Annotated in this window: 20 protein-coding genes; 7 read left to right on the top strand and 13 right to left on the bottom strand. The window is 61.0% G+C overall.

Going from position 1 to position 19,558, the window contains the following annotated elements; all coding sequences use genetic code 11:
* Positions 1 to 4: 4 nt before the first annotated feature.
* Genes GGQ67_RS18745 through GGQ67_RS18730 form a run of 4 tightly spaced genes read right to left on the bottom strand, consistent with a single transcriptional unit; the run spans position 5 to position 3,220 of the window.
* Entirely contained in the window at positions 5 to 748 is a 744-nt protein-coding gene (locus tag GGQ67_RS18745) for an amino acid ABC transporter ATP-binding protein (protein ID WP_210279703.1), read from the bottom strand.
* An 8-nt stretch (positions 749 to 756) separates the two neighbouring features.
* Positions 757 to 1,644: an ABC transporter permease subunit gene (locus tag GGQ67_RS18740; RefSeq protein WP_210279702.1), complete on the bottom strand. Its 888-nt coding sequence runs from the start codon at positions 1,642 to 1,644 to the stop codon at positions 757 to 759.
* A complete protein-coding gene (locus tag GGQ67_RS18735; protein WP_183901646.1) occupies positions 1,634 to 2,386 on the bottom strand; it encodes an amino acid ABC transporter permease in 753 nt (250 codons plus the stop codon). The genes GGQ67_RS18740 and GGQ67_RS18735 overlap by 11 nt, the downstream gene beginning before the upstream one ends.
* Positions 2,387 to 2,395: 9 nt before the next feature.
* Positions 2,396 to 3,220: a transporter substrate-binding domain-containing protein gene (locus GGQ67_RS18730; RefSeq protein WP_183901645.1), complete on the bottom strand. Its 825-nt coding sequence runs from the start codon at positions 3,218 to 3,220 to the stop codon at positions 2,396 to 2,398.
* 232 nt (positions 3,221 to 3,452) lie between these two features.
* Between GGQ67_RS18730 and GGQ67_RS18725 the strand changes: the two genes are divergently transcribed.
* A complete protein-coding gene (locus GGQ67_RS18725) occupies positions 3,453 to 3,902 on the top strand; it encodes a LysR substrate-binding domain-containing protein (RefSeq protein WP_183901644.1) in 450 nt (149 codons plus the stop codon).
* Between the two features lie 462 nt (positions 3,903 to 4,364).
* Here GGQ67_RS18725 and GGQ67_RS18720 read toward each other — a convergent pair whose 3' ends face one another.
* The 8 genes from GGQ67_RS18720 to GGQ67_RS18685 all read right to left on the bottom strand — a co-directional run bounded on the left by GGQ67_RS18720 (position 4,365) and on the right by GGQ67_RS18685 (position 12,795).
* Entirely contained in the window at positions 4,365 to 5,114 is a 750-nt protein-coding gene (locus tag GGQ67_RS18720; protein WP_183901643.1) for an SDR family NAD(P)-dependent oxidoreductase, read from the bottom strand.
* Positions 5,115 to 5,128: 14 nt separating this feature from the next.
* Positions 5,129 to 6,214 (bottom strand): glycerol dehydrogenase, encoded by a 1,086-nt coding sequence (locus GGQ67_RS18715; protein WP_183901642.1) that lies wholly within the window; start codon positions 6,212 to 6,214, stop codon positions 5,129 to 5,131.
* Positions 6,205 to 6,978, bottom strand: coding sequence for an SDR family NAD(P)-dependent oxidoreductase (locus GGQ67_RS18710; protein ID WP_183901641.1), 774 nt, complete (start codon positions 6,976 to 6,978; stop codon positions 6,205 to 6,207). Before GGQ67_RS18710 ends, GGQ67_RS18715 begins: the two co-directional genes overlap by 10 nt.
* Positions 6,978 to 7,661 (bottom strand): HAD family hydrolase, encoded by a 684-nt coding sequence (locus GGQ67_RS18705; protein WP_183901640.1) that lies wholly within the window; start codon positions 7,659 to 7,661, stop codon positions 6,978 to 6,980. The genes GGQ67_RS18710 and GGQ67_RS18705 overlap by 1 nt, the downstream gene beginning before the upstream one ends.
* Complete coding sequence (locus GGQ67_RS18700; RefSeq protein WP_183901639.1) at positions 7,658 to 9,160, bottom strand: xylulokinase; 1,503 nt, start codon at positions 9,158 to 9,160, stop codon at positions 7,658 to 7,660. Before GGQ67_RS18700 ends, GGQ67_RS18705 begins: the two co-directional genes overlap by 4 nt.
* A 27-nt stretch (positions 9,161 to 9,187) precedes the next feature.
* Complete coding sequence (locus tag GGQ67_RS18695; RefSeq protein ID WP_343056527.1) at positions 9,188 to 10,165, bottom strand: ABC transporter permease; 978 nt, start codon at positions 10,163 to 10,165, stop codon at positions 9,188 to 9,190.
* A 13-nt stretch (positions 10,166 to 10,178) separates the two neighbouring features.
* Positions 10,179 to 11,693 carry a sugar ABC transporter ATP-binding protein gene (locus GGQ67_RS18690; RefSeq protein ID WP_183901638.1) on the bottom strand — a complete coding sequence of 505 codons (1,515 nt, stop codon included), beginning with the start codon at positions 11,691 to 11,693 and terminating at the stop codon, positions 10,179 to 10,181.
* Positions 11,694 to 11,823: 130 nt separating this feature from the next.
* A complete protein-coding gene (locus tag GGQ67_RS18685; RefSeq protein WP_183901637.1) occupies positions 11,824 to 12,795 on the bottom strand; it encodes a sugar ABC transporter substrate-binding protein in 972 nt (323 codons plus the stop codon).
* A gap of 199 nt (positions 12,796 to 12,994) precedes the next feature.
* Here GGQ67_RS18685 and GGQ67_RS18680 point away from each other — a divergent pair, with 199 nt between their 5' ends.
* The 6 genes from GGQ67_RS18680 to GGQ67_RS18655 all read left to right on the top strand — a co-directional run bounded on the left by GGQ67_RS18680 (position 12,995) and on the right by GGQ67_RS18655 (position 18,019).
* Positions 12,995 to 13,618 (top strand): glucose-6-phosphate isomerase, encoded by a 624-nt coding sequence (locus GGQ67_RS18680; protein ID WP_183901636.1) that lies wholly within the window; start codon positions 12,995 to 12,997, stop codon positions 13,616 to 13,618.
* 26 nt (positions 13,619 to 13,644) lie between these two features.
* Positions 13,645 to 14,298 (top strand): bifunctional 4-hydroxy-2-oxoglutarate aldolase/2-dehydro-3-deoxy-phosphogluconate aldolase, encoded by a 654-nt coding sequence (eda, locus tag GGQ67_RS18675; protein ID WP_183901635.1) that lies wholly within the window; start codon positions 13,645 to 13,647, stop codon positions 14,296 to 14,298.
* Positions 14,295 to 15,248, top strand: coding sequence for a shikimate dehydrogenase (locus tag GGQ67_RS18670; RefSeq protein WP_183901634.1), 954 nt, complete (start codon positions 14,295 to 14,297; stop codon positions 15,246 to 15,248). The genes eda and GGQ67_RS18670 overlap by 4 nt, the downstream gene beginning before the upstream one ends.
* Positions 15,249 to 15,250: 2 nt before the next feature.
* The gene (locus GGQ67_RS18665; protein ID WP_183901633.1) at positions 15,251 to 16,180 is read left to right on the top strand and encodes a phosphoglycerate dehydrogenase; all 930 of its coding nucleotides are present in this window, start codon (positions 15,251 to 15,253) and stop codon (positions 16,178 to 16,180) included.
* Between the two features lie 9 nt (positions 16,181 to 16,189).
* Entirely contained in the window at positions 16,190 to 17,053 is an 864-nt protein-coding gene (locus GGQ67_RS18660) for an MBL fold metallo-hydrolase (RefSeq protein ID WP_183901632.1), read from the top strand.
* 87 nt (positions 17,054 to 17,140) lie between these two features.
* The gene (locus GGQ67_RS18655) at positions 17,141 to 18,019 is read left to right on the top strand and encodes an SIS domain-containing protein (RefSeq protein WP_183901631.1); all 879 of its coding nucleotides are present in this window, start codon (positions 17,141 to 17,143) and stop codon (positions 18,017 to 18,019) included.
* A 5-nt stretch (positions 18,020 to 18,024) separates the two neighbouring features.
* On the opposite strand, the gene GGQ67_RS18650 is transcribed toward GGQ67_RS18655, so the two are convergent.
* On the bottom strand, positions 18,025 to 19,422 hold the full coding sequence (locus GGQ67_RS18650; RefSeq protein ID WP_183901676.1) for an FAD-binding oxidoreductase: 1,398 nt from the start codon (positions 19,420 to 19,422) through the stop codon (positions 18,025 to 18,027).
* Between the last annotated feature and the right edge of the window lie 136 nt (positions 19,423 to 19,558).

Below are 19,558 nucleotides of genomic sequence, written 5' to 3'. Positions count from 1 at the left end.
AGCGTCAGAGAACCTGACTGAGAAACGCCCTGGTGCGCGGGTCCTTGGGATTGGTGAAAATCTCGCTCGGATGCCCTTCCTCGACGATGAGGCCGCGGTCGGTGAAGTAGACCTTGTCGGCGACCTCCTTTGCAAATCCCATCTCGTGCGTGACAAGGATGCAGGTCATGCCGTCCGCTGCCAGTTCCTTGATCGTGACCAGAACTTCCTTGACCGTTTCGGGATCAAGCGCGGCGGTCACCTCGTCGAACAGCATGATATCGGGGCGCATGGCAAGCGAACGGGCAATGGCCACGCGCTGCTGCTGGCCGCCCGACAGCTCTCCTGGATAACTGTTTTCCTTGCCTTCAAGGCGCACTTTTTTCAGGAGCGCGCGCGCGCGGGCTTCGACTTGCGCACGCGGTTCCTTCAACACCTTGACCGGCGCCATCATGATATTCTGCAAGGCAGTCTTGTGCGGGAAGAGGTTATATTGCTGAAAGACCATCCCGACCTTGCGGCGGAGCGCCCGCTTGTCGAGTTTCGCATCATGGACTTCCTGTCCCTCGACGGTGATCGAACCTGACTGAATGTCGTTGAGGCCGTTGATGCAGCGGATCAGTGTAGACTTGCCTGAACCGGAAGGGCCGATGATACAAACGACCTCACCCTTCATGATATCCATGCTGATGCCTTTCAGCACATCGATATCGCCATAGGATTTCACCACGTTTTTCATCGCCACGATGGGCTGACTGGGAGACCACATATCTTTACCTAGAGCTTGACGGCGAACTTGCGCTCAAGGCGCACCGTGAGTTTTGCAATCGGGTAGCAGTAGAGGAAGAACAGGATGAGGATGAAGCCGTAGAACGGCATCAGCAGTTCCGGTTTATTGCCTTCCGCTTCCATCGCCTGGCGGGTGAGCGTCACCATCTCTTCCGTGCCCAGTATCGAGCATAGCGGCGTCGCCATCGTCAGGATCGCATACCAGTTCATCCATGGCGGAATCATCCGCTTGATACATTGGGGAATAATGATCTGCCAGAGCGTCTGCATGCGGCTGAAGCTGAGGCTTTCGGCTGCTTCCCATTGGGCGGAAGGCACCGATTGTATCGCTCCGCGCACGATGATGGCGATGTTTGCGGCAACCGGAAGCGAAAGTCCGATGACGGCCTTTATCCAGCCGGGCAATGGCACGCGCGTACCGAAAATGTTCAGTTCAAACGGAAACGCCAAAAGCACCACGAAGAGCAGCACGAGCCATGGCGCATTGCGGAAGAATGCCGTCCCTGTATTGCCGAGAAACCGAAGCGGAAACCATTTCGAAATCAGGGTCATTCCAAGCAGCACGCCCAGACCGGTGCCGAGCGCCATCGAGAGGACCGAGATCAGGACATTGAAGAGAAAGCCGTTCAGCAGAAGGAACGGCGCCCATCTGTACAGAACGGTGATGGCGCTATCGACGGTGACGCTCCCCTGGGCCAGGGCCTGCAGCGGCCACACCACCATAAGCAGCATGACTTGCCACCAGCGGATATTTGCGAGCCAGGTCGTGAACGACAGGCTGTCCATCTGCGGAGCAGGGCGAAGTGGCAACAGGACAGCCATTTTACTACCGCCGATGCGCTGCTCCCGCGCGCGCTTGTAGATATCAGACGCCATAGCCGGGCACCCTCATTCTGCGTTCCATGAACCTGAGACCGAGCGACAGAAGTCCGACAAGCCCGACATAGACAACCAGCAACAAGAGCATGGTCGGGTTCTGCGCTGCCGGGTTGTCGTTCCACAGGGAGGCGGATTGGTAAAGCAATTCGGGCACCGCGATCGCGAAGGCTTGCGATGTCGTCTTGACCAGATTGATAAGGTTGCTGCTGAGCGCCGGCAGGCAGACCCTGAGCGCCAGCGGGAATTGTATTTCCGAAAAGATCAGCCAACGGCTCATACCGAGAGCATCCGCCGCCTCGCTCGTCGATTTCGGAACAGCCTCGAGCCCGGATCGAAAAATCTCGACGTTGAAGGCCGCGCCGAAGAGCGAAAGCGAAATTGCTGCCCAGCCGACGTTCGAGATGAGCGGAACCTGCGTCCATCCGTCCGGACTGTAGCTCGGGGTAAACTGCCCCAGGGCGAAATAGAAGAACAGCAGTTGCACGAGAGGCGGCGTGTTGCGGAAGATCTGCAGGTAACCGCTGACGAACAACCGTGCGGCCTTGTAGCGGGAGGTCTGCAGCATGGAACCCGCAAAGCCGATCACAAGCGAGGCAACGACACAAATGACGCTGAGCTGGATGGTCACCCACAGACCGGAAAGAATCCGGTCCGCGGCGCTGCCATCGTACAACCAAATGAAGTCCCAGCGTGGTGATCTCTGGGCGAGATCACGGAAGTAGTCTGACAGGACGTTCATCCGGCGCCCTTACTTGATCGGGTCGGCCATCTTGTCGCGCATGGCTTGCAGATAGCCAGTCGACTTGATCTCCCACTTCTTCTCAAGCTCCAGCAGCTTGCCGCTGCGGTGCCAGTTGTATTCCATGCCCGAAATCATTGCTCCGAAGGCACAAGCTTCTTCGGACTTTGCGACAGCAAGCCCCCAGGGCGACTGATCTTCCGATTGCAACGGCATTTCGAAATCTCCCCAGGAACCGGAAGCCAGATCCGATGCGATGGAGGAATCGTCAAAAAGGAAAGCCACGCATTTGCGATCACGAAGCGCCTGCTTTGCTTCGGCGGCGTTGGTGAAGGCCGAAATCTTGGCGCCGTACTTGTCGGAGACCGACTGGTTGTAGAAAGCACCTTGAATGCCGCAGACCGGCTTTCCGTTCAGGTCCTTCCAGTCCTTGAATGCAAGCGCCTTGGGCGAAAGGATGTTGGTACCGGACGCATAATAGTTGGGGCCGGGAATGCCGACGATGTTGCGGCGTTCCTTGGTGTCCGTCATCGTCGCGATCATGAGATCCGTTTGCCCCTGCTCCACGAATTGCATGCGGTTGGATGCAACGACCGGAACGAGACGAAGCTTGACGCCGAGCGTCGCGGCAACTTCCTTCGCAAGGTCGATTTCCAGGCCAACGATTTCGCCATTCGGGTCACGAAAGCCGAACGGCTTGTAATCGGCCTTGACGCCAACCGCGATTTCACCGCGCTCTGTGATGCGCTTGAGAGTGGCATTCGTGCATTCGGCAGCATTGACGGAAGTCGCGGCCGTCAGCAGTCCCATCGTCAAGGCTAGTAATCTCTTCATGTCCATTCCCCTTGTTTTAACTGACGTTGAATTTGACAAAAGGAAGAATTAAATCTTGTCTTGTTCGGACGTATTTTGTTCAATCCCAGCCATGAGGGCTGGACTTCACAAAAGTCAGGTCGCGGTATGCAAATCGTATATCCTGCATCCCGGACTCGCGGGACAGGTCGGCACTTTCTTGATCAACCGCACGCAAAGGATCGTTTCCTAAAAATCAAAGAGCGATCAGATCATGCGGTTGTCAAGCGGGATGCAGCCTTCGTCAGGACCGAAACTATGTCGCTCACCACTTGTCCGATTCAGTGCCAGATCCAATCTCGGCCAGACCATCGAATATTTCCTAAGCCAGCGCAGGCTTTTTCCTGCAAGGACCATGGAATTTGATGCAAGCGAGGCTGTGCTACGCATGGTGTCCAACGGCTTGGGCTGGGCGATTGCCACGCCGATGTGCCTTCTGCATGCCCATTCATCGACAATGGACTTGGCGGCGCTGCCGCTTTCAACCCAGACGACTAGGCGGCGGATCTATCTCGTATATCGGCGTAACGAACTCACCCCGATCATGTCGGATGTAATTGATGTCTCTCGCCAGGTCATAGCTACCGTAATCATCCCGCGCATCGCAGACGTGACGCCTTGGGTCGATCTGGCCGCAGACCTGCCGGCCAGCTCTGTCGTGTGAGTTCGCGCTTATGTCGGCGCAAGCCTTGCCGAGATGGACATGCAACCCGCGGGATCTGCAGGCCATTACACAGCGCCCACGCAAAACTCATCTTGCTATGCCGGATCCCTCGTCTGACGCTGTGCAAGATGAAAGCTTCGCGCTTCTGCCGACTGCTCACACCGCGCCACATCGCGCATTCAAACCGCCGAGGTTCTAATGGTGCTAGATAAAAATTTAGTGGCAGGTTATCCGCAGAAGACGAGCTAGATCGCCAGCGAAGATAAAGTCTCGGCGCCAGCGCTAGGAATTCTGTCTTTGAAAGGATTGGATGCAGGGGCCTGATGGCACGGAGACTTGCAAATTTGCCAAACCGTAAAGGGAAATGAGCCGCCGACTTGGCTCGCCCCGCTGAGACCTCGAAGATGTGGTAACGCTGGCTCCGGGGATTGGCTCAGCCAGCCGTGATAGCAAGCTGTCTTTTCATCCGACGCTGTAACCACCGTCGACCGGCAGAGTGACACCAGTGACGAACGCGGCGGCTGGCGAGCACAGGAACAGGATTGGGCCGACGAGATCCTCGGTCGTTCCCCAACGCTTCAGCGCCGATCGCTCGGCGATCTTCGCTTCGCTGTCCGGCTGCGACCACAACGGCTTTGTCATTTCTGTGCGGTGATAGCCCGGCGCTACCGCGTTCACGCGTACGCCGTCGCGGCCGTACTTGTGCGCCATGGCGCGCGTCAGGCCGACGATGCCCGTCTTGCTGGCGGTATAGGCGGGAACGCTTTCGTCGGCCAGATAGCTCAGCATCGACGCGAAGTTGACAATGCTGCCCTTGCTCGTCCTGAGCAACGGAAAGGCGGCGCGCGACAGTCGCATGGCGCTGCTCAGATTGACGTCCATGACATCGAGAAAGACATCCTCGCCCCACTCGCTGTCGGGGCGCGCGATGCCCTGGCAATTGACCAGCACATCGAGCGACGGCAGATCGGCAAAAAATCGACCGACCGCGGCGCCGTCTCGAACATCCAGCCTTGAAAAGGCGATCGAACCGGACGAGCTCGATCGGGCGTCGTCAAGCCGACGTTCGGAACTGCCGGTGGCGAGCACGCGGGCGCCCGAATTGGCAAAGCCTTGCGCAACGGCCAGACCGATGCCGCTTGTACCGCCCGAGACCACTACCGTCTTGCCATCAAGGAAATTCGGCGCGAACGCCTCGTTGCTGTCCATCATTTCTACTCCATCGATCAGATCAACGCCGCCAGCGCCCCGATCACCATCGCTTCGGTGACCGGCATCGGCTCGTTGTGTATGATTTCGCCGGCGCGGCAGGCGCGCCGCGCGACAATTTCCAACTTCTCCTGGGAAGCCTCGGCAATCCCGATATCCGCCAGCCGCGTCGGCAGCCGGACCGATTGGCAATAATCGCGAACCCGCGCGAATTCGTCATGCCGGCCCTGGATCTTCAATCCGGCCAGCACGCCGATGGCAACCTTCTCGCCGTGCAGGTGGTGATGCACATCCTCGAGCTCGCAAAGGCCGTGATGGATCGCGTGCGCGGCCGCCACGCCGCCGGACTCGAAACCGATGCCCGACAGGAGGATGTTGGCTTCCACGACCCGCTCGATTGCCGGCCCCGCCGTCTTCGCATCGCATTCTGAGAGCGCCGCGGCACCGAACTCCAGGATCGTTTCCCGGCAGAAGCGGGCCACCTCGAAGGCAAGCGGAAGGCCGGGCATCCTCATGCAATTGAAGGCACCGCTTTGACGACAAGCGTCCGCCTCATACCAGGTTGCCAGTGCGTCGCCGATCCCGGCTGCGAGGAAGCGCGCAGGCGCGGCGGCGATCAGGACTGTATCGACAAGAACCAGATTTGGGTTTGCAGGCAGGAAACTGTCATAAGCAACGGTGCCGTCGTCGTTGTAGACGACCGCGAGCGCGCTGCACGGTGCATCCGAAGCGGCGATGGTCGGCGCCACGATGACGGGCAATCCGAGATCGCGGGCAGCCGCCTTTGCCGTATCGAGCGCCTTGCCGCCGCCGACACCGATGATGACATCGGCTCCCACAGTCCTGGCCCGGGCGACGAGGCTGGCGATCTCACTTTCCGAGCACTCCCCGCCGTGACGCACGATCTCGACATCGGCCTGACCATCGAACGCGTCCGACACGGACTTTTCGAGCATACCGAAAACGCCACGGTCGAGCAGCGCCACTGCCCGTTTGCCATAGGCTTGCGCTTCCTGCCCCAGCAGCCCGATCGCGCCCGCTGCCTGGATGTAACGGCCGGGGAAGCGTGCGCCGCGCGGCTTGATGTCGGCCGTCACCAGCATACGTAGCCTCCATCGGCGAGTACGATCGAGCCCGTCATCAGGCTGGACGCGTCGCTGGCGAGGAACAGGATGACGGAAGCGACCTCGTCGGTCCGGCCAAGCCGGTTCATCGGGGTGCCGCCTACCCAGTGCCGGTACATCTCGGCATCCTCGTAGACGTACTTGTTCATTTCCGTGTCGATATAGGTGGGCGCCACCGAATTGACGCGGACGCCGCGCGCGCCCCATTCGGCGGCGAGCGACTTCGTCAGATGGTGAACGGCAGCCTTGGAGGCATTGTAGTTCGCCTGCTCCTGCGGGCGATTGACAACGAAGCCGGACATCGACCCGACATTGACGATGGTGCCGGAGCCGCGTTCCAGCATAGACTTGCCGAACGCCCTGCAGCACCAGAAGACGCCGTTGAGGTTGACGTCGATCACCTTGTTCCAGACATCGTCGGCCATTGTCTCGGCCGGATGGTTGCTGATGGCGATGCCGGCATTGTTGACGAGGATGTCGACGCGGCCATGACGGGCGACGATCTCGTCATGGGCCGCCTGCACGGCTTTGACATCGGTAACGTCGAGCACGACGCTGTCGACCGAGTACCCCTTGGCGGCAAGCGTTGCCGTCGCGTCTTTGAGAAGCGTATCGTTCATATCCGTCAGCACGACTTTCGCTCCAGCTTCCGCCAGCGCCTCGACGGCGGCGTAGCCGATGCCGCGCGCGGCGCCGGTGACGACGGCAATCTTGTCGGTGAGCTTGAACTTATCGAGATACATCAGTCGCATCCTTGAAGGGTCGTTTGTAGAGAAGAAGGAAAGAGCAAGCCGGCGAGCGTCGAAGCCAGATCTTCGGGATCGGCCGGGATCGCCGACGGCGGAAAGACGAGGTCGGTTCTATGCGGCTCCGGCCAGCCGATGACGGCCATTCCCGCGGCAAGACCGGCGACGGCGCCGGGAATGCTGTCCTCGACCACGATGCAGTTTTCGGGGCTGACGCCAAGCAGATGCGCAGCCCTGAGATAGGGTTCGGGATCGGGCTTGCCGCGGAGGACATCGTTTCGGCTGATGGTCACCAGGCCAGGCTGCTGCAAGCCGACGGCCCGCAGGTTGGCATCGACCAGCATGCGGTCGGAATTGGAAACGATCGCAAAAGGGGTCCGTGTTTCCGCAAGCAGCCTCAGAACAGCATCGACGCCATGGCGGCGCTCCAGCCTGGCGGCATCGGCCAGATAGCAGCGATACTTGCCTTCGACATAGTCTGCGAAGGATGGCTTGAAACCGATCGTCTCCCGCAACAGTGCATGGCAATCGCCGCCGCTCATGCCGGTCATGCGATCGGCGAGCGCGTCCGGCACGCGATATCCCATCTGCTGCAAAGCCTGTTTCATGGCCTCGAAATGCAGTGCCTCGCTATCGACGAGGGTGCCATCCATGTCGAAAAGTACGGCTCTTTCTGTCATTGCGGCAGCCCGTCGAGATCATCGTAGAGGGCCTGGCTGTGCACGTAGAGTTTTTCGAAGAAGGCCTGCATCGGCCGATATGTTTCAGCCCATCGCGGATCGGGGGCGATCTCCTGCGAGTAGGAGACAAAGGCGCCGGCCGCATCCTCGACGCTTGAAAACTGCCCGGTGGCCGCAGCCGCCATGATCGCACAGCCGACGAGGCCGCATTCCGGCTCGGATGGAACAAGGATCGGAATGCCGTAGACACTGGCCTTGATCTTCATCCAGAGTTCGGTCTTCGCCCCGCCACCGGACGCGATGACCCGCTCGAGCGGTGCACCGGATATGCGATCCAGAATATTGATGTGGCGTTTGGTGGCGAAGGCAACACCTTCGAGAACGGCGCGGTGCATATGCGCAAGACCGTGCCCGGCGCCGAGCCCGAAGAATTGCGCGCGCGCATTGCGATGCTCGCCAAGCCGCTCGCCGGTGAGGTAGGGCATGAAGAACAGGCGATCGGAGCCGGCCGGCGCCTCGGCTGCCTTTGCGACGATGTCCTCGTAGGAGGATTTCTTTTCGTCGAACGCCCGTCTTGCCCAGCGCATGGCGTCGCCGCCGGACTCCAGCAGCATGAAGGCGCCCCAGTTTCCTTCGACGGTCCCGACGTTACAGATCGAGGGATCCAGAAGCGGCTTAGCGGCGATTGCGGTGATGATTGCCGACGTTCCCATGACCTCCGAACCCACGCCCGGACGGCACACGCCGGACCCGAGCAAGGCCACCGGATAATCGGCCCCACCAACCAGCACCGGCGTGCCGCGCCGCAGCCCCGTATCGATCGCGGCGGTTTCGCTGACGGTACCCAAAATCTCCGTCGGATTGCGAAGCGGCGCCAGCTTATCGGCATCGAGCCCAAGCAGCGCGATCATCTTGCGCGACCAGTCTCCGCTGCGGGGATCCATGAGAAAGCTTGCGCCGCCATCGTTGCGATCCATGGCGATCTCGTCGGTCAGGCGCAGATTGACATAGTCCTTCGGCATCAGCACCGCCGATGCCTTGCTATAGGCCGCCGCATCGTTGTCGCGCAGCCATTGCAGCTTGAAGCCGGGCCAGGCGGGCGTCGGCGGGTTGGCGCAATCGGCAAGATAATCGCTCGGCGCATGCGCTCCCTCGAAGGCCGTCACATAGTCGACGGTGCGCTTGTCGTTCCAGAGCGGCGCGGTTTCGCGCACCAGTTCGCCATCGTCCCCGACAAGCACGGTGCCGTGCATCTGTCCGCAGGCCGCGACGGCAACCACGCGAGACCGCGCATCGGCAACCTGTCCCAGAACCTCGCGGACCGTGGCGACGACGCCCGCCCACCAATCCGCGGGGCGCTGCTCCGCCCAGCCGAATTGCGGAACGATCTGCTCGTGCTCGCGGCTGCAGACCGCAAGAATTTTGCCTTTGGTGTCGACGAGGGCGGCGCGAACGCTGCCGGTCCCGACATCGATGGCAAGGAAGAGATCATTTGGCATGCTATTTACCCCTGCAGGAGGCGGACACTACTTGCGAAACCAGTTGGAGGCATATTGCAGGAGCATCGCACCGATGATGATGCAGCCCATGAAGACCTGCTGGTGATAGCCCGGCACGCGGGCAAGGTTCATCATATTGGCGATAATGCCAAGCACAAGCACGCCGATGAAGGTGTTCATGACCCCGCCGCGTCCGCCCATCAGGCTGGCCCCGCCGATGACGACGGCAGCGATCGCATCGAGCTCCGAACCGACACCGATATTGGCTGAGCCGATGCCGGTGCGGCTGGTCGAAAAGATACCGGCCGCGGCCGCCAGAACGCCGGAGATCACATAGACCGCTGTCGTGTAATAAGCGACCGGAATACCGGACAGCCTGACGGCCTCGACATTCGAGCCGATCGCCTTCACCAGGCGTCCGAAGCGCGTGAAGGTCAGGACGATACCGGCGATGACGAAGACGATCGCCATCAGCACGACGGGATAGGGAATGGTGGCGATCGAGCCGGATCCGAAGGTGGTGATCCAGATCCCGGCATCACCCATCTGAATGGGCTGTCCGGCGGAGACGATCAGCGAGAGACCGCGCGCAACGGTCATCATCGCAAGCGTCGTGACGAAGGGCGGCAGCTTCAGGAAAGCGACGAGGACGCCGGACGCGAGGCCGCAGGCTGCGCCGGCGATCAGCGCGGTCGCGACCGCTCCGCCGGTCCCGTAGTCCTGAATGACGATCGCCGACAAAACGCTGCCGAGCGCTGCCACCGAACCGACCGAGAGATCGATCCCCCGGGTGAGGATGACGAAGAGCATGCCGATCGCCATGAGGCTGGTGCCAGCGCTTTGTCGGAGAACGTTGATGATGTTGCGCTGGGTCAGGAAGACGTCGGACATCGAGGTCGCCACGATCAGCAGGGCGATCAGGATCGCCAGCGTGCCGTAGCGGTGCAGGATGTTGGAAATGTTCAGCGAAGGCGAACGGTGAGCGGTTTCGGTGAGTTCGGTCACGGCTTTAACCCAATCAGTTGCTGGTCGCGATGGCTTCGGCCTGTGAGACGGTATTGACCATCGCCAGCTTCAGCAGTTTTTCTTCGGTGTAGTCTTGCGGGTCGAGCGACCCCGTCAGTTCCCCCTCGCGCATGACGAGAATGCGGTCGCACAGCCCGAAAAGCTCGATATGTTCGGACGAGATGACGAGCACCGCCCTGCCCTCGGCTGCAAGCGACTTGATGAGCGAGTAGATCTCGGTCTTTGCGCCGACATCGACGCCGCGGGTCGGCTCGTCGAAGATCAGAAGGTCGCCATCGGCGTGAAACCACTTGGCAAGCACGACCTTCTGCTGATTGCCGCCGGAAAGGCTCGATGCGGGATCGTTGAGGCTGCCGGCCTTGATGCGCAGGCGCGCCGCCAGTTTCTCGACGGTCGCGCCTTCGGCCGCCCGCCGCACGAAGCCGAACGCATTGACCAGCGGCCCGAGCTTCGACATCGTCGCGTTGACTCGGATCGGAAAATCGAGAACGAGCCCCTGCTCCTTACGGCTTTCTGGAACAAGCCCGATCCCTGCCTTGACGGCGGCGCGCGGGTTGTTCACGCGCACTTCCTTTCCATGCAGAAAGATCTTGCCCGAACGCGCCTTCTCGGCGCCGAAGATGAGGCGCACCAGCTCGGTGCGACCGGCGCCAACCAAGCCTCCAAGCCCGACGATCTCACCCGCCTTTACCGAGAGCGACGCGCCACGGATGCGCGCGCCATCGGAGAGGTCCTCGATCCGTAGCACTTCCTCGCCGATCGGCCGTTCGAGATCGTCGCCGAAAAGAGCCTTCAGCGATCGGCCGACCATCATGCGGATGACGTCATCGATCGCGACATCCTTTCGCTCGACAGTCTGGACCGACGCACCGTCCTTCATGACCGTGATCCGGTCGGCGATGCGAAACACCTCGTCGAGGCGGTGAGAGATATAGATGATGCCGACACCGCGCTCCCGCAGCGTCCGGATGATGCCGAGCAGGCGTTCGGCGTCCTGCACGGAAAGAACCGCTGTCGGCTCGTCGAAGACCATCACGCTGGCATTCTTGGAGAGAGCCTTGGCGATTTCGACAACTTGCTGATGAGCAACGGACAGATCGGACGCGGTCGCGGATGGCGAGATCGAAAAGCCGAGGCTGGAGATCAGCTCCGCGGCGCGCCGGTTGAGGTCGCGCCAGGAGATCACCGAGGGTATCTCGGCGAGGAAGATGTTCTCCGCCACCGTGAGATCCGTCGCCAGCGCCATTTCCTGGTGAATGATGGCGATGCCCTTGTCGAGCGCGTCCATCGGCCCTTTGAACCGCTGCTCGGCGCCGCGAACCTTCACGCTTCCCGATTCCGGAACGTACTCCCCGCCTAGAACACGCATCAGCGTCGACTTGCCGGCACCGTTCTCGCCGAGCAGGGCGTGAACCTCACCGCTGCGCAAGGTAAAATCCACACCTTGAAGGGCGCGTACGCCGCCGAAGGATTTTCGGATGCCGGTGAGCTCAACAACAGTTTCCATAGCGTCACATTCTGCCTGTCACACGACCAAGCCGCGCTCTGCGGCGGCGCCGGCGCGAGCCGGCTTCGGAGGTCATTGAATGGATGGCCGGCGGGCACGAAGCCGCGCCGGCCACAGGGAGGATCCGGCCTTAGAATACCGCGTCCTTCTTCAGGTACTTGTCGACGTTGTCCTTGGTGATCGCGGTCGGCGTCGTGTAGGTGATCTTGGAGATATCGCCGGGCAGCTTGCCATCGAGCGCCTTCTTGGCCAGATCGACAGCCGTGGCAGCGACGAGCGCCGGATCATTGAGACCAGTTGCGCCGTACTTGCCATCCTTGATCGCCTGCAACGCTTCCTTCTGACCATCCGCGGCCGCCAGGAACAAGACGTCCCCCGACTTGTTTGCCTGCTCGAGTGCCTTCTGTGCGCCGAGGACCATGGAGTCGTTTTCGCCGAGCACGACGTTGACGTCAGGGTTCGCGGTCAGAAGATCTTCCATCGCCTTCAGGCCGCCTTCGTTGGTCCAGGCGCCCCATCCCTGGCCGACCACCGTGAAGTTGGCACGGCCTTCGTTGCGCAGCTGGCCTTCGGTCAGACCTGCCAGAACACCCAGACGGCGCTCCTGGCCCACTTCATTGCCCTTGTCACCGGAGATCAACGCGATCTTGAGCTCCTTGCCCTTGGTCGCATCGGCGAGCCACTGGCCGACCAGAAGGCCGTTCTGCGAATTCGAAGACTGGACCAGGGTTACGAAATTGGCCTGTGCGTCGATCGTCGAGTCGATGACGAAGACCTTGACGCCTGCTGCGGTGGCCGCATTGACGGCCGGAACAAGACCCTTGCTGTCGCGCGGATTGATGATCAGCGCGCCGATGCCCTGCGCGACCATGTCTTCGACGTCGGCGACCTGCTTGTTAAGATCGTTCTGGCCATCGACGGAGATGACTTCACAGCCGAGCTCTTCGGCACGCTTCTTCGCCGAGACTTCCTGTGCGGCGAAATACGGCGCGTCCAGCGTCTTCATCGAGATGCCGATCTTGCAATCCGCGGCCTGCGCGTTCGCCATGGCAAGTACCGATGCGGCTGCGCAGAGCGCAAGCGTCATTACAGTCTTTTTCATTTTCGTTTCTCCTCCGGGTGAGCGCTTCAAGCGCAAGCCATCTCCTGGCTGAAATGTAGCGTAGTTACATGAATTTTTCCCGTCAACATATTTTTTGTTCAATTTCTACGTTTTTGCAGCGCAATATAGCCTAAAAATTTCACTTGCACGTGTTTTCATATCTATTTATGTACTTTTACTACCAAACGGAGGATGCATCATGATGCGGGAACCAGTCTCAAGCGTTGTCGACACGATCGGCGGCGGAATGAGCGGAAACACCGGGCGCTACGAGAAGCGCCTGAGCGATCTCAACGGGCTTTACGCCGACGAAGCCGCATTCGACGCGACGCTCGAAAAGCTCGGCGATGTCGTTGTCTACGACGTGGAGGATTTTCGTCCCGGCACACACCGCGGCGACCTCATCTACGGCGTCACCCGCATGAGCCCCGGCAAGATCGCCGACGAATTCTTTCTGACGCGCGGACATATCCACGCCAAGGCGGACCGGCCTGAGATCTACTATGGCCAGAAGGGTCTCGGACTGATGCAGCTCGAATCGCCGGCAGGCGAGACGCGCATCGTCGAGATCGGACCGCAGACGATCTGCTACGTGCCGCCCTTCTGGATCCATCGCTCCATCAACATCGGTAACGAGGATCTGGTGATGGTTTTCGCCTACCCCTCGGATAGCGGCCAGGATTACGGGATCATCGAATCCTCCCGCGGCATGCGCCACCGCGTCGTGAGCGACGGAGCCGACGGCTGGAAGCTCATCGAGAACCCCGCCTATCAGCCGCGCAGCGAGGACACGGTTCGCGCACTGATGAAATCCTACACCTGATCGACAAGAGCATTGCGGAGAATGCCATGACACATCCTATCGACCTCATCGCCGGTCTCGGCGTCGTTCCCGTTATCGCCATCGAGCGCGCCTCGGATGCGGTGGCGCTCGCAGATGCGCTGCTTGAAGGCGGGTTGCCGGTGGCCGAGATCACCTTCCGAACCGAGGCCGCAGCCGACGTTCTCGCAGCCATGCGCGACGCCCGCCCTGAATTGTGCATCGGCGCAGGCACCATCCTCGACCGGGCGAACTTGAAGAAGGCGATCGCATCCGGTGCGCGTTTCGCCCTGGCGCCGGGGTTCGATCCCGACATCGTCGATGCCGCTAAGACCGAAAACCTGCCCTTCTGCCCCGGGATCATGACGCCATCCGATCTGACGCTTGCGGCCGCGCGCGGCGTGCGACTGGCGAAGTTCTTCCCCGCCGGCGTGGCGGGCGGCCCGAAGGCGCTTGCGGGCATTTCCGCCCCCTTCGCCCATCTGGGCATCCGCTTCATCCCTACCGGCGGCGTCACCGAGGCAACGATCGGAGAGTGGCTGGCGCTGCGCCAGGTGATCGCCGTGGGCGGCACCTGGATCGCCAAGACCGAAGACATTCGTGAAGGTCGCTTCAAGGATATTGCAAGAAACGCGACCGCCGCCGTCAAGGTCGCCAAGGAAGCTCTGGAGAAGCGCGCGTGAGCACCTACGAACCCGCAACCAGCCCGACGCTCTATTTCATCGGCGTGACGACGGGCAAAAGCTCGATCATGAAGGTATTTCCCGCCTGGGCGGATTATCTTGGATTGAAGGGCGCCGCGATCAAGGGCATCGATTTCAAGTTGCACGACGATCCCTCCGCCTATCGCAGGGCTGTCGAATTCATCCGCGATGACCCGCTGTCGATGGGCGCGCTCGTCACCACCCACAAGATCGACCTCTTCCACGCCTGCAGGGGCATGTTCGATGTCATCGATGCGCATGCGCTGCTGATGGACGAAACCAGCTGCATCTCAAAGCGGGACGGAAAGCTGATCTGCCACGCCAAGGATCCGATCTCGTCGGGCCTGTCGATCGACGGCTTTCTCGGCGAAACCTACTTCGCGGACAACGACGCCGACTTGTTCTCGATGGGCGCCGGCGGATCGACGATCGCGCTGACCTGGCATCTGATGCGAAAGAGCCGCAGCAGGAACGTGCCGTCGCGTATCATCGTGACCAATCGCAGCCAGCATCGCCTGGACGAGATCAGGCGCATTCATGAGCAGGTCGAGTTCGACGTGCCGGTCGAGTATCTGCTGGCCGAACGCCCTGAAGACAACGACAAGGTTCTGGCCTCCCTGAAGGCCGGCTCGCTCGTCATCAATGCCACCGGCCTCGGCAAGGACGCGCCCGGCTCGCCCCTGACGGATGCCGCCGTCTTCCCCGAACGCGCCGTCGTCTGGGATCTCAACTATCGCGGCGACCTCGTCTTCCTCGACCAGGCCCGTCGTCAGCAGAAAGAGCGGTCGCTGCGCATCGAGGACGGCTGGACCTATTTCATCCACGGCTGGACGCAGGTCGTCGCCGAGGTCTTCGACGTCGCGATCCCGACATCGGGTCCTTCGTTCGATCGCATATCCGAGATCGCCATTCAGGCCGCGGGGAGATGAGCATGAACCAGCGTATTCTCGTCACACCGCGTTCGTTGACGCAGGAACCGCATCCCGATGTCGAGCGGATGCGCGAGCAAGGCTTCGAGATCGTCTATTCCACGGCAGGCGCAATGCCGAACGAGCAGGAATTGATCGATCTGGTGCCGGGCTGTGTCGGCTGGCTTGCCGGCGTCGAGCCGGTGACCCCGAAAATCATCGAAGCGGCAGCGGCCTTGAAGGTCATCAGCCGCAACGGCGTGGGCGTCGACAACCTTCCGATCGACATGCTCAGGGAGCGTGGCGTGAAGGTCATGATCGCCGAGGGCGCCAATTCCATGGGGGTTGCGGAGCTCACGATCGGCCTGATCTTCAGCGCGCTGCGTTCCATTCCGCATTCGGATGCCGGCATCAAGGCCGGTGGCTGGCCACGTTTGCGGGGTGCTGAAATCCATGGCCGCACCGTCGGCATCATCGGCTGCGGCGCGATCGGCCGGGAGGTCGCCCGCATGGTGATCGCGCTCGGCGCGCGCGTCTTCGCTTTCGATCCGGCGCGACCCAATCTCGATCTCCCGTCGAGCGCATTCTCCTATGCCGAGGTCGACGATATCGTTGCCGAGGCCGACATCTTGAGCCTGCATTGCCCCCTGCCCCGCGACGGCTCCACCTTCCTCGATCGAGGCCGTATCTTCTCGGCGAAAAAAGGACAGGTCATCGTCAACACGGCGCGCGCGCGGCTGGTGGACGAGGACGCCTTGATCGAAGCGCTCGATCTCGGGCAGATCGGCTCCTATGCCACCGACGTCTTCGAGCAGGAGCCGCCGGTCTCGCTCGAGTTGGCCGCGCATGGACGCGTGATCGCAACGAGCCACATCGGCGGGTTCACCGCCGAAAGCGTTGACCGCGCCACACGAATAGCGGCCGACAACCTGCTCTCCGTATTGTCAGCCTGAGGTCGAACCATGCGCGCCAGGCTGAAAAAGACGCCGATAGGAGAATCGCTGACCGAGCGATTGAAACGACCACCGACCGGTCAAGTAGAGGTATACTGGCTCGGTCAGGCCGGCTTTGTCATTGACATTGCCGGCATGCGGCTTGTCATCGATCCCTATCTTTCCGACAGCCTGGCCGCAAAGTACCAAAACACGGCGCGACCGCATGTCCGCATGATGCCGCCGCCCGTCCTCCCGGACGAGATCTTCCACGTCGATCTCGTGCTTTGCACGCATGCCCACACAGACCACATGGATCCCGGCACCTTGCCATTACTGCTCTCGGCCAATCCTGGCGCCAGATTGATCGCACCCCGCGCGGTTGCCGCCCAGGCCATGGAGCGCTCGGGCGCACAGGGCGATCGGCTCATTCTCGCCCGCGCCGGCGAACCCATCTCACCGCTGGCACGTATCGAAATCATTCCGACGCGCGCCGCGCATGAGACGCTGGAAACGGACACGGACGGCAACCACCGATTTCTCGGTTATGCGATCCGTGCCGATGGGACCTGCGTCTGGCACTCCGGCGACTGTATCCCCTTCGACGGGCTCGAGGACGAGGTGCGTCGGTTACAGCCGGATGTCGCTCTCCTGCCGGTCAATGGCAGGCGCGCGGAGCTTTCGCAAAACGGCGTGCCCGGGAACTTCTCGCTTCACGAAGCGATCACCGTGGCCCGGTATGTGGGCGCCGCCGACCTGATTGCGCATCACTACGGGCTGTTCGATTTCAATACCGAGCAGCCGGAGACAATCGACGCCGAGATTGCCACGATTACTGGTCTCGGCCTGCACCGCGCCAGGACGGATATCTTATACACCTTGCAAAATGAGTAGCCGGCCTTTCGCTGCACGACGCGACCTTGCTCTTAAACCTTTAAACTTCTAGCCTTCGCAGTCGAAAATGCAGGAAAGGCGATCCGGATGGATAGCGACATCAGAAGCAGCAACGGCCGCAACATCATCGAAGTCATCAGGACGATGCGACCCGAATTGCGCAAGTCCGATCGCAAGGTTGCCGACGTCGTGCTCGACGATCCGCGCCGGATCATGAATGCGACCGTTGGCGAAACGGCGGCGCTGGCCGAGGTCAGCCAACCAACGGTCCTTCGCTTTGCCACGGCGGTCGGCTGCAACGGCTTCCAGGATCTCAAGATCCGCCTCGCGCAAAGCCTCGCCTTCGGTACGCCGGCAACACACTCGGTATTGCTCGATACCGACGAACCGGAGGTCATCGCCGAGAAAATCTTCGACTACACCATGACAAGTCTCGACTGGGCCCGCTCGAAGCTCGACAAGACCGCTCTCCACAAGGCCATCGACATTCTCGCCGCGGCCCGATCGATCGTATTCTTCGGCTTTGGAGCTTCCGGGATCGTTGCGCGCGACGCGCAACAGAAGTTCCCGCTTTTCGGCGTTCCCTGCGGCGCCGAGCTCGATTCCCACCAGCAACTGATGGTCGCCTCGATGATGAAGGAAGGCGATGTCGCTTTCGTCATCTCGAATACCGGAACCACCCGATCGATCATCGAGATCGCCCGCATCGCGCGCGACAACGGCGCGATCGTCATCTGTCTGACGGGTTCGGAATCGCCGTTGACGCATTATTCAGACGTAGCATTGATCGTGGAAACGCTCGAAAATACCAACATGTATACGCCGACCATATCGCGCATCGCCGCGCTCGTGGTCATAGACATCCTCTCGACCAGCGTCGCCATGCGCCGGCCCGAAGGAGAGCGGACGCGCATCAACCAGATGAAACGTCAGCTGAGCGACATGCGCAAGATGCAGCCGATCTGAGCCGATCAGAACAGAACGCCGGGGTTCATTCGCCAATCCGGATCGATCGCCGCCTTCAAAGCAGCAAGCAACTGCACCTGCGTCGGCTGCAATCCGGTGCGGAAGTCATCCATCTTTTCACGCCCGATCCCATGCTCGGCGCTGATACTTCCCTGGTAACGGAAAAGAACTTCGTTGATGATGGTTTTGGCGCGCTTGATGATCGCGTCACGTTCGCCATCGGGCGTTCCTGCCGACGGCAGAACATTCAGGTGCACGTTGCCGTCTCCGACATGCCCGTAGGATATTGCCAGGCACCCCGGTAGAGCGCTTGCAAGCTCGGCCTCCGCCTCGGCCACGAAGGCTGCAAGGTTGGAGAGCGAGACTGACACATCGGTGCGCAGATGCCGACCACGCTTGACCTGCCCCTCGACCATGCCCTCGCGAAAGCTCCACAGGGTCCTTGCCTGGCTCTGCGAGGCGGCGATGACACCATCGAGAATGAGACCCTTTTCCATTCCGAGCTCGAGGAACCGCTGCATGAGATCAGCCATGTCGACCAGTCCGGAACCTCCGAGCTCCATAAGGACATAGGCTTGATATTGCCCGGAAAGCGGCATGACGAGATCCGGCATGGCGGCCTGCGCCAAGGGGAATGCCTCGGGCGGCATGAACTCGAACGCCGACATCAGGTCACAGCATTCCCGCCGCGCCAGGCGATAGAGCGCAACGGCGTCATCGAGAGAGGCCACTGCGAGAAGCGCCGTCTCGCGCTGCGTCGGCAGGGGCGTCAATTTCAGAGAAGCTGCGGTGATGATGCCGAGAGTGCCTTCCGAACCGATGAACAGTTGCTTCAGGTCGACCCCGCGGTTGTCCTTGCGCAGCGTCGAAAGACCATTCCAGATCTCGCCATTCGGCAGCACGACCTCGAGGCCGAGCACCAGATCACGGGTCATGCCGTAACGCAGCACATTGATGCCGCCGGCATTGGTGCTGACATTGCCGCCAATCTGGCAACTTCCCTGCGCGCCCAATGCCAGCGGAAAGAACATACCGTTTTCCGCGGCGCACTCCTTCGCAGCCGATAGGATGCAGCCCGCCTCGACCGTCATCGAGAAGTCGTCGGGAGCAATGGTGCGGATCCTGTTCAGCCGCTCCAGGCTTAAAACGACATGGTCGGATGGCGATTGCGGCAGCGCTCCGTGCACAAGCCCGGTGTTGCCACCTTGTGGCACGATGGCGAGGCCAAGATCGCGTGATGCTAGAACCGCGTTAGCCACGTCGGTTACCGATCGAGGGCGGATCACGGCAACGGCCGCACCGACGGTGTCGCGATGCCAGTCGCGCAGGTAACGATCCATGCCTTCACCATCGGCAAGAACGAGATCGTTGCCAAGCTTTGCGGCTAAGCGCTTGGATAACATGGACACTTGCAGCCCTCCTGTCTTCAGAAGGCTTGTTTACCAATCTTCCGTTGAGCGACCAATAGTATAGGTGATGTTCAACGCAGCTCTTCCCGACGAAGCCGCGATCGGAAGTCGCACGCTCACATGAGGCAGC

Source organism: Rhizobium metallidurans (assembly GCF_014196505.1).
In the GTDB taxonomy this organism is placed as follows: Bacteria; Pseudomonadota; Alphaproteobacteria; order Rhizobiales; family Rhizobiaceae; genus Rhizobium; species Rhizobium metallidurans.
Note: the sequence above shows the minus strand (reverse complement) of the source record. Positions and strands in the feature narration are given on the sequence as shown.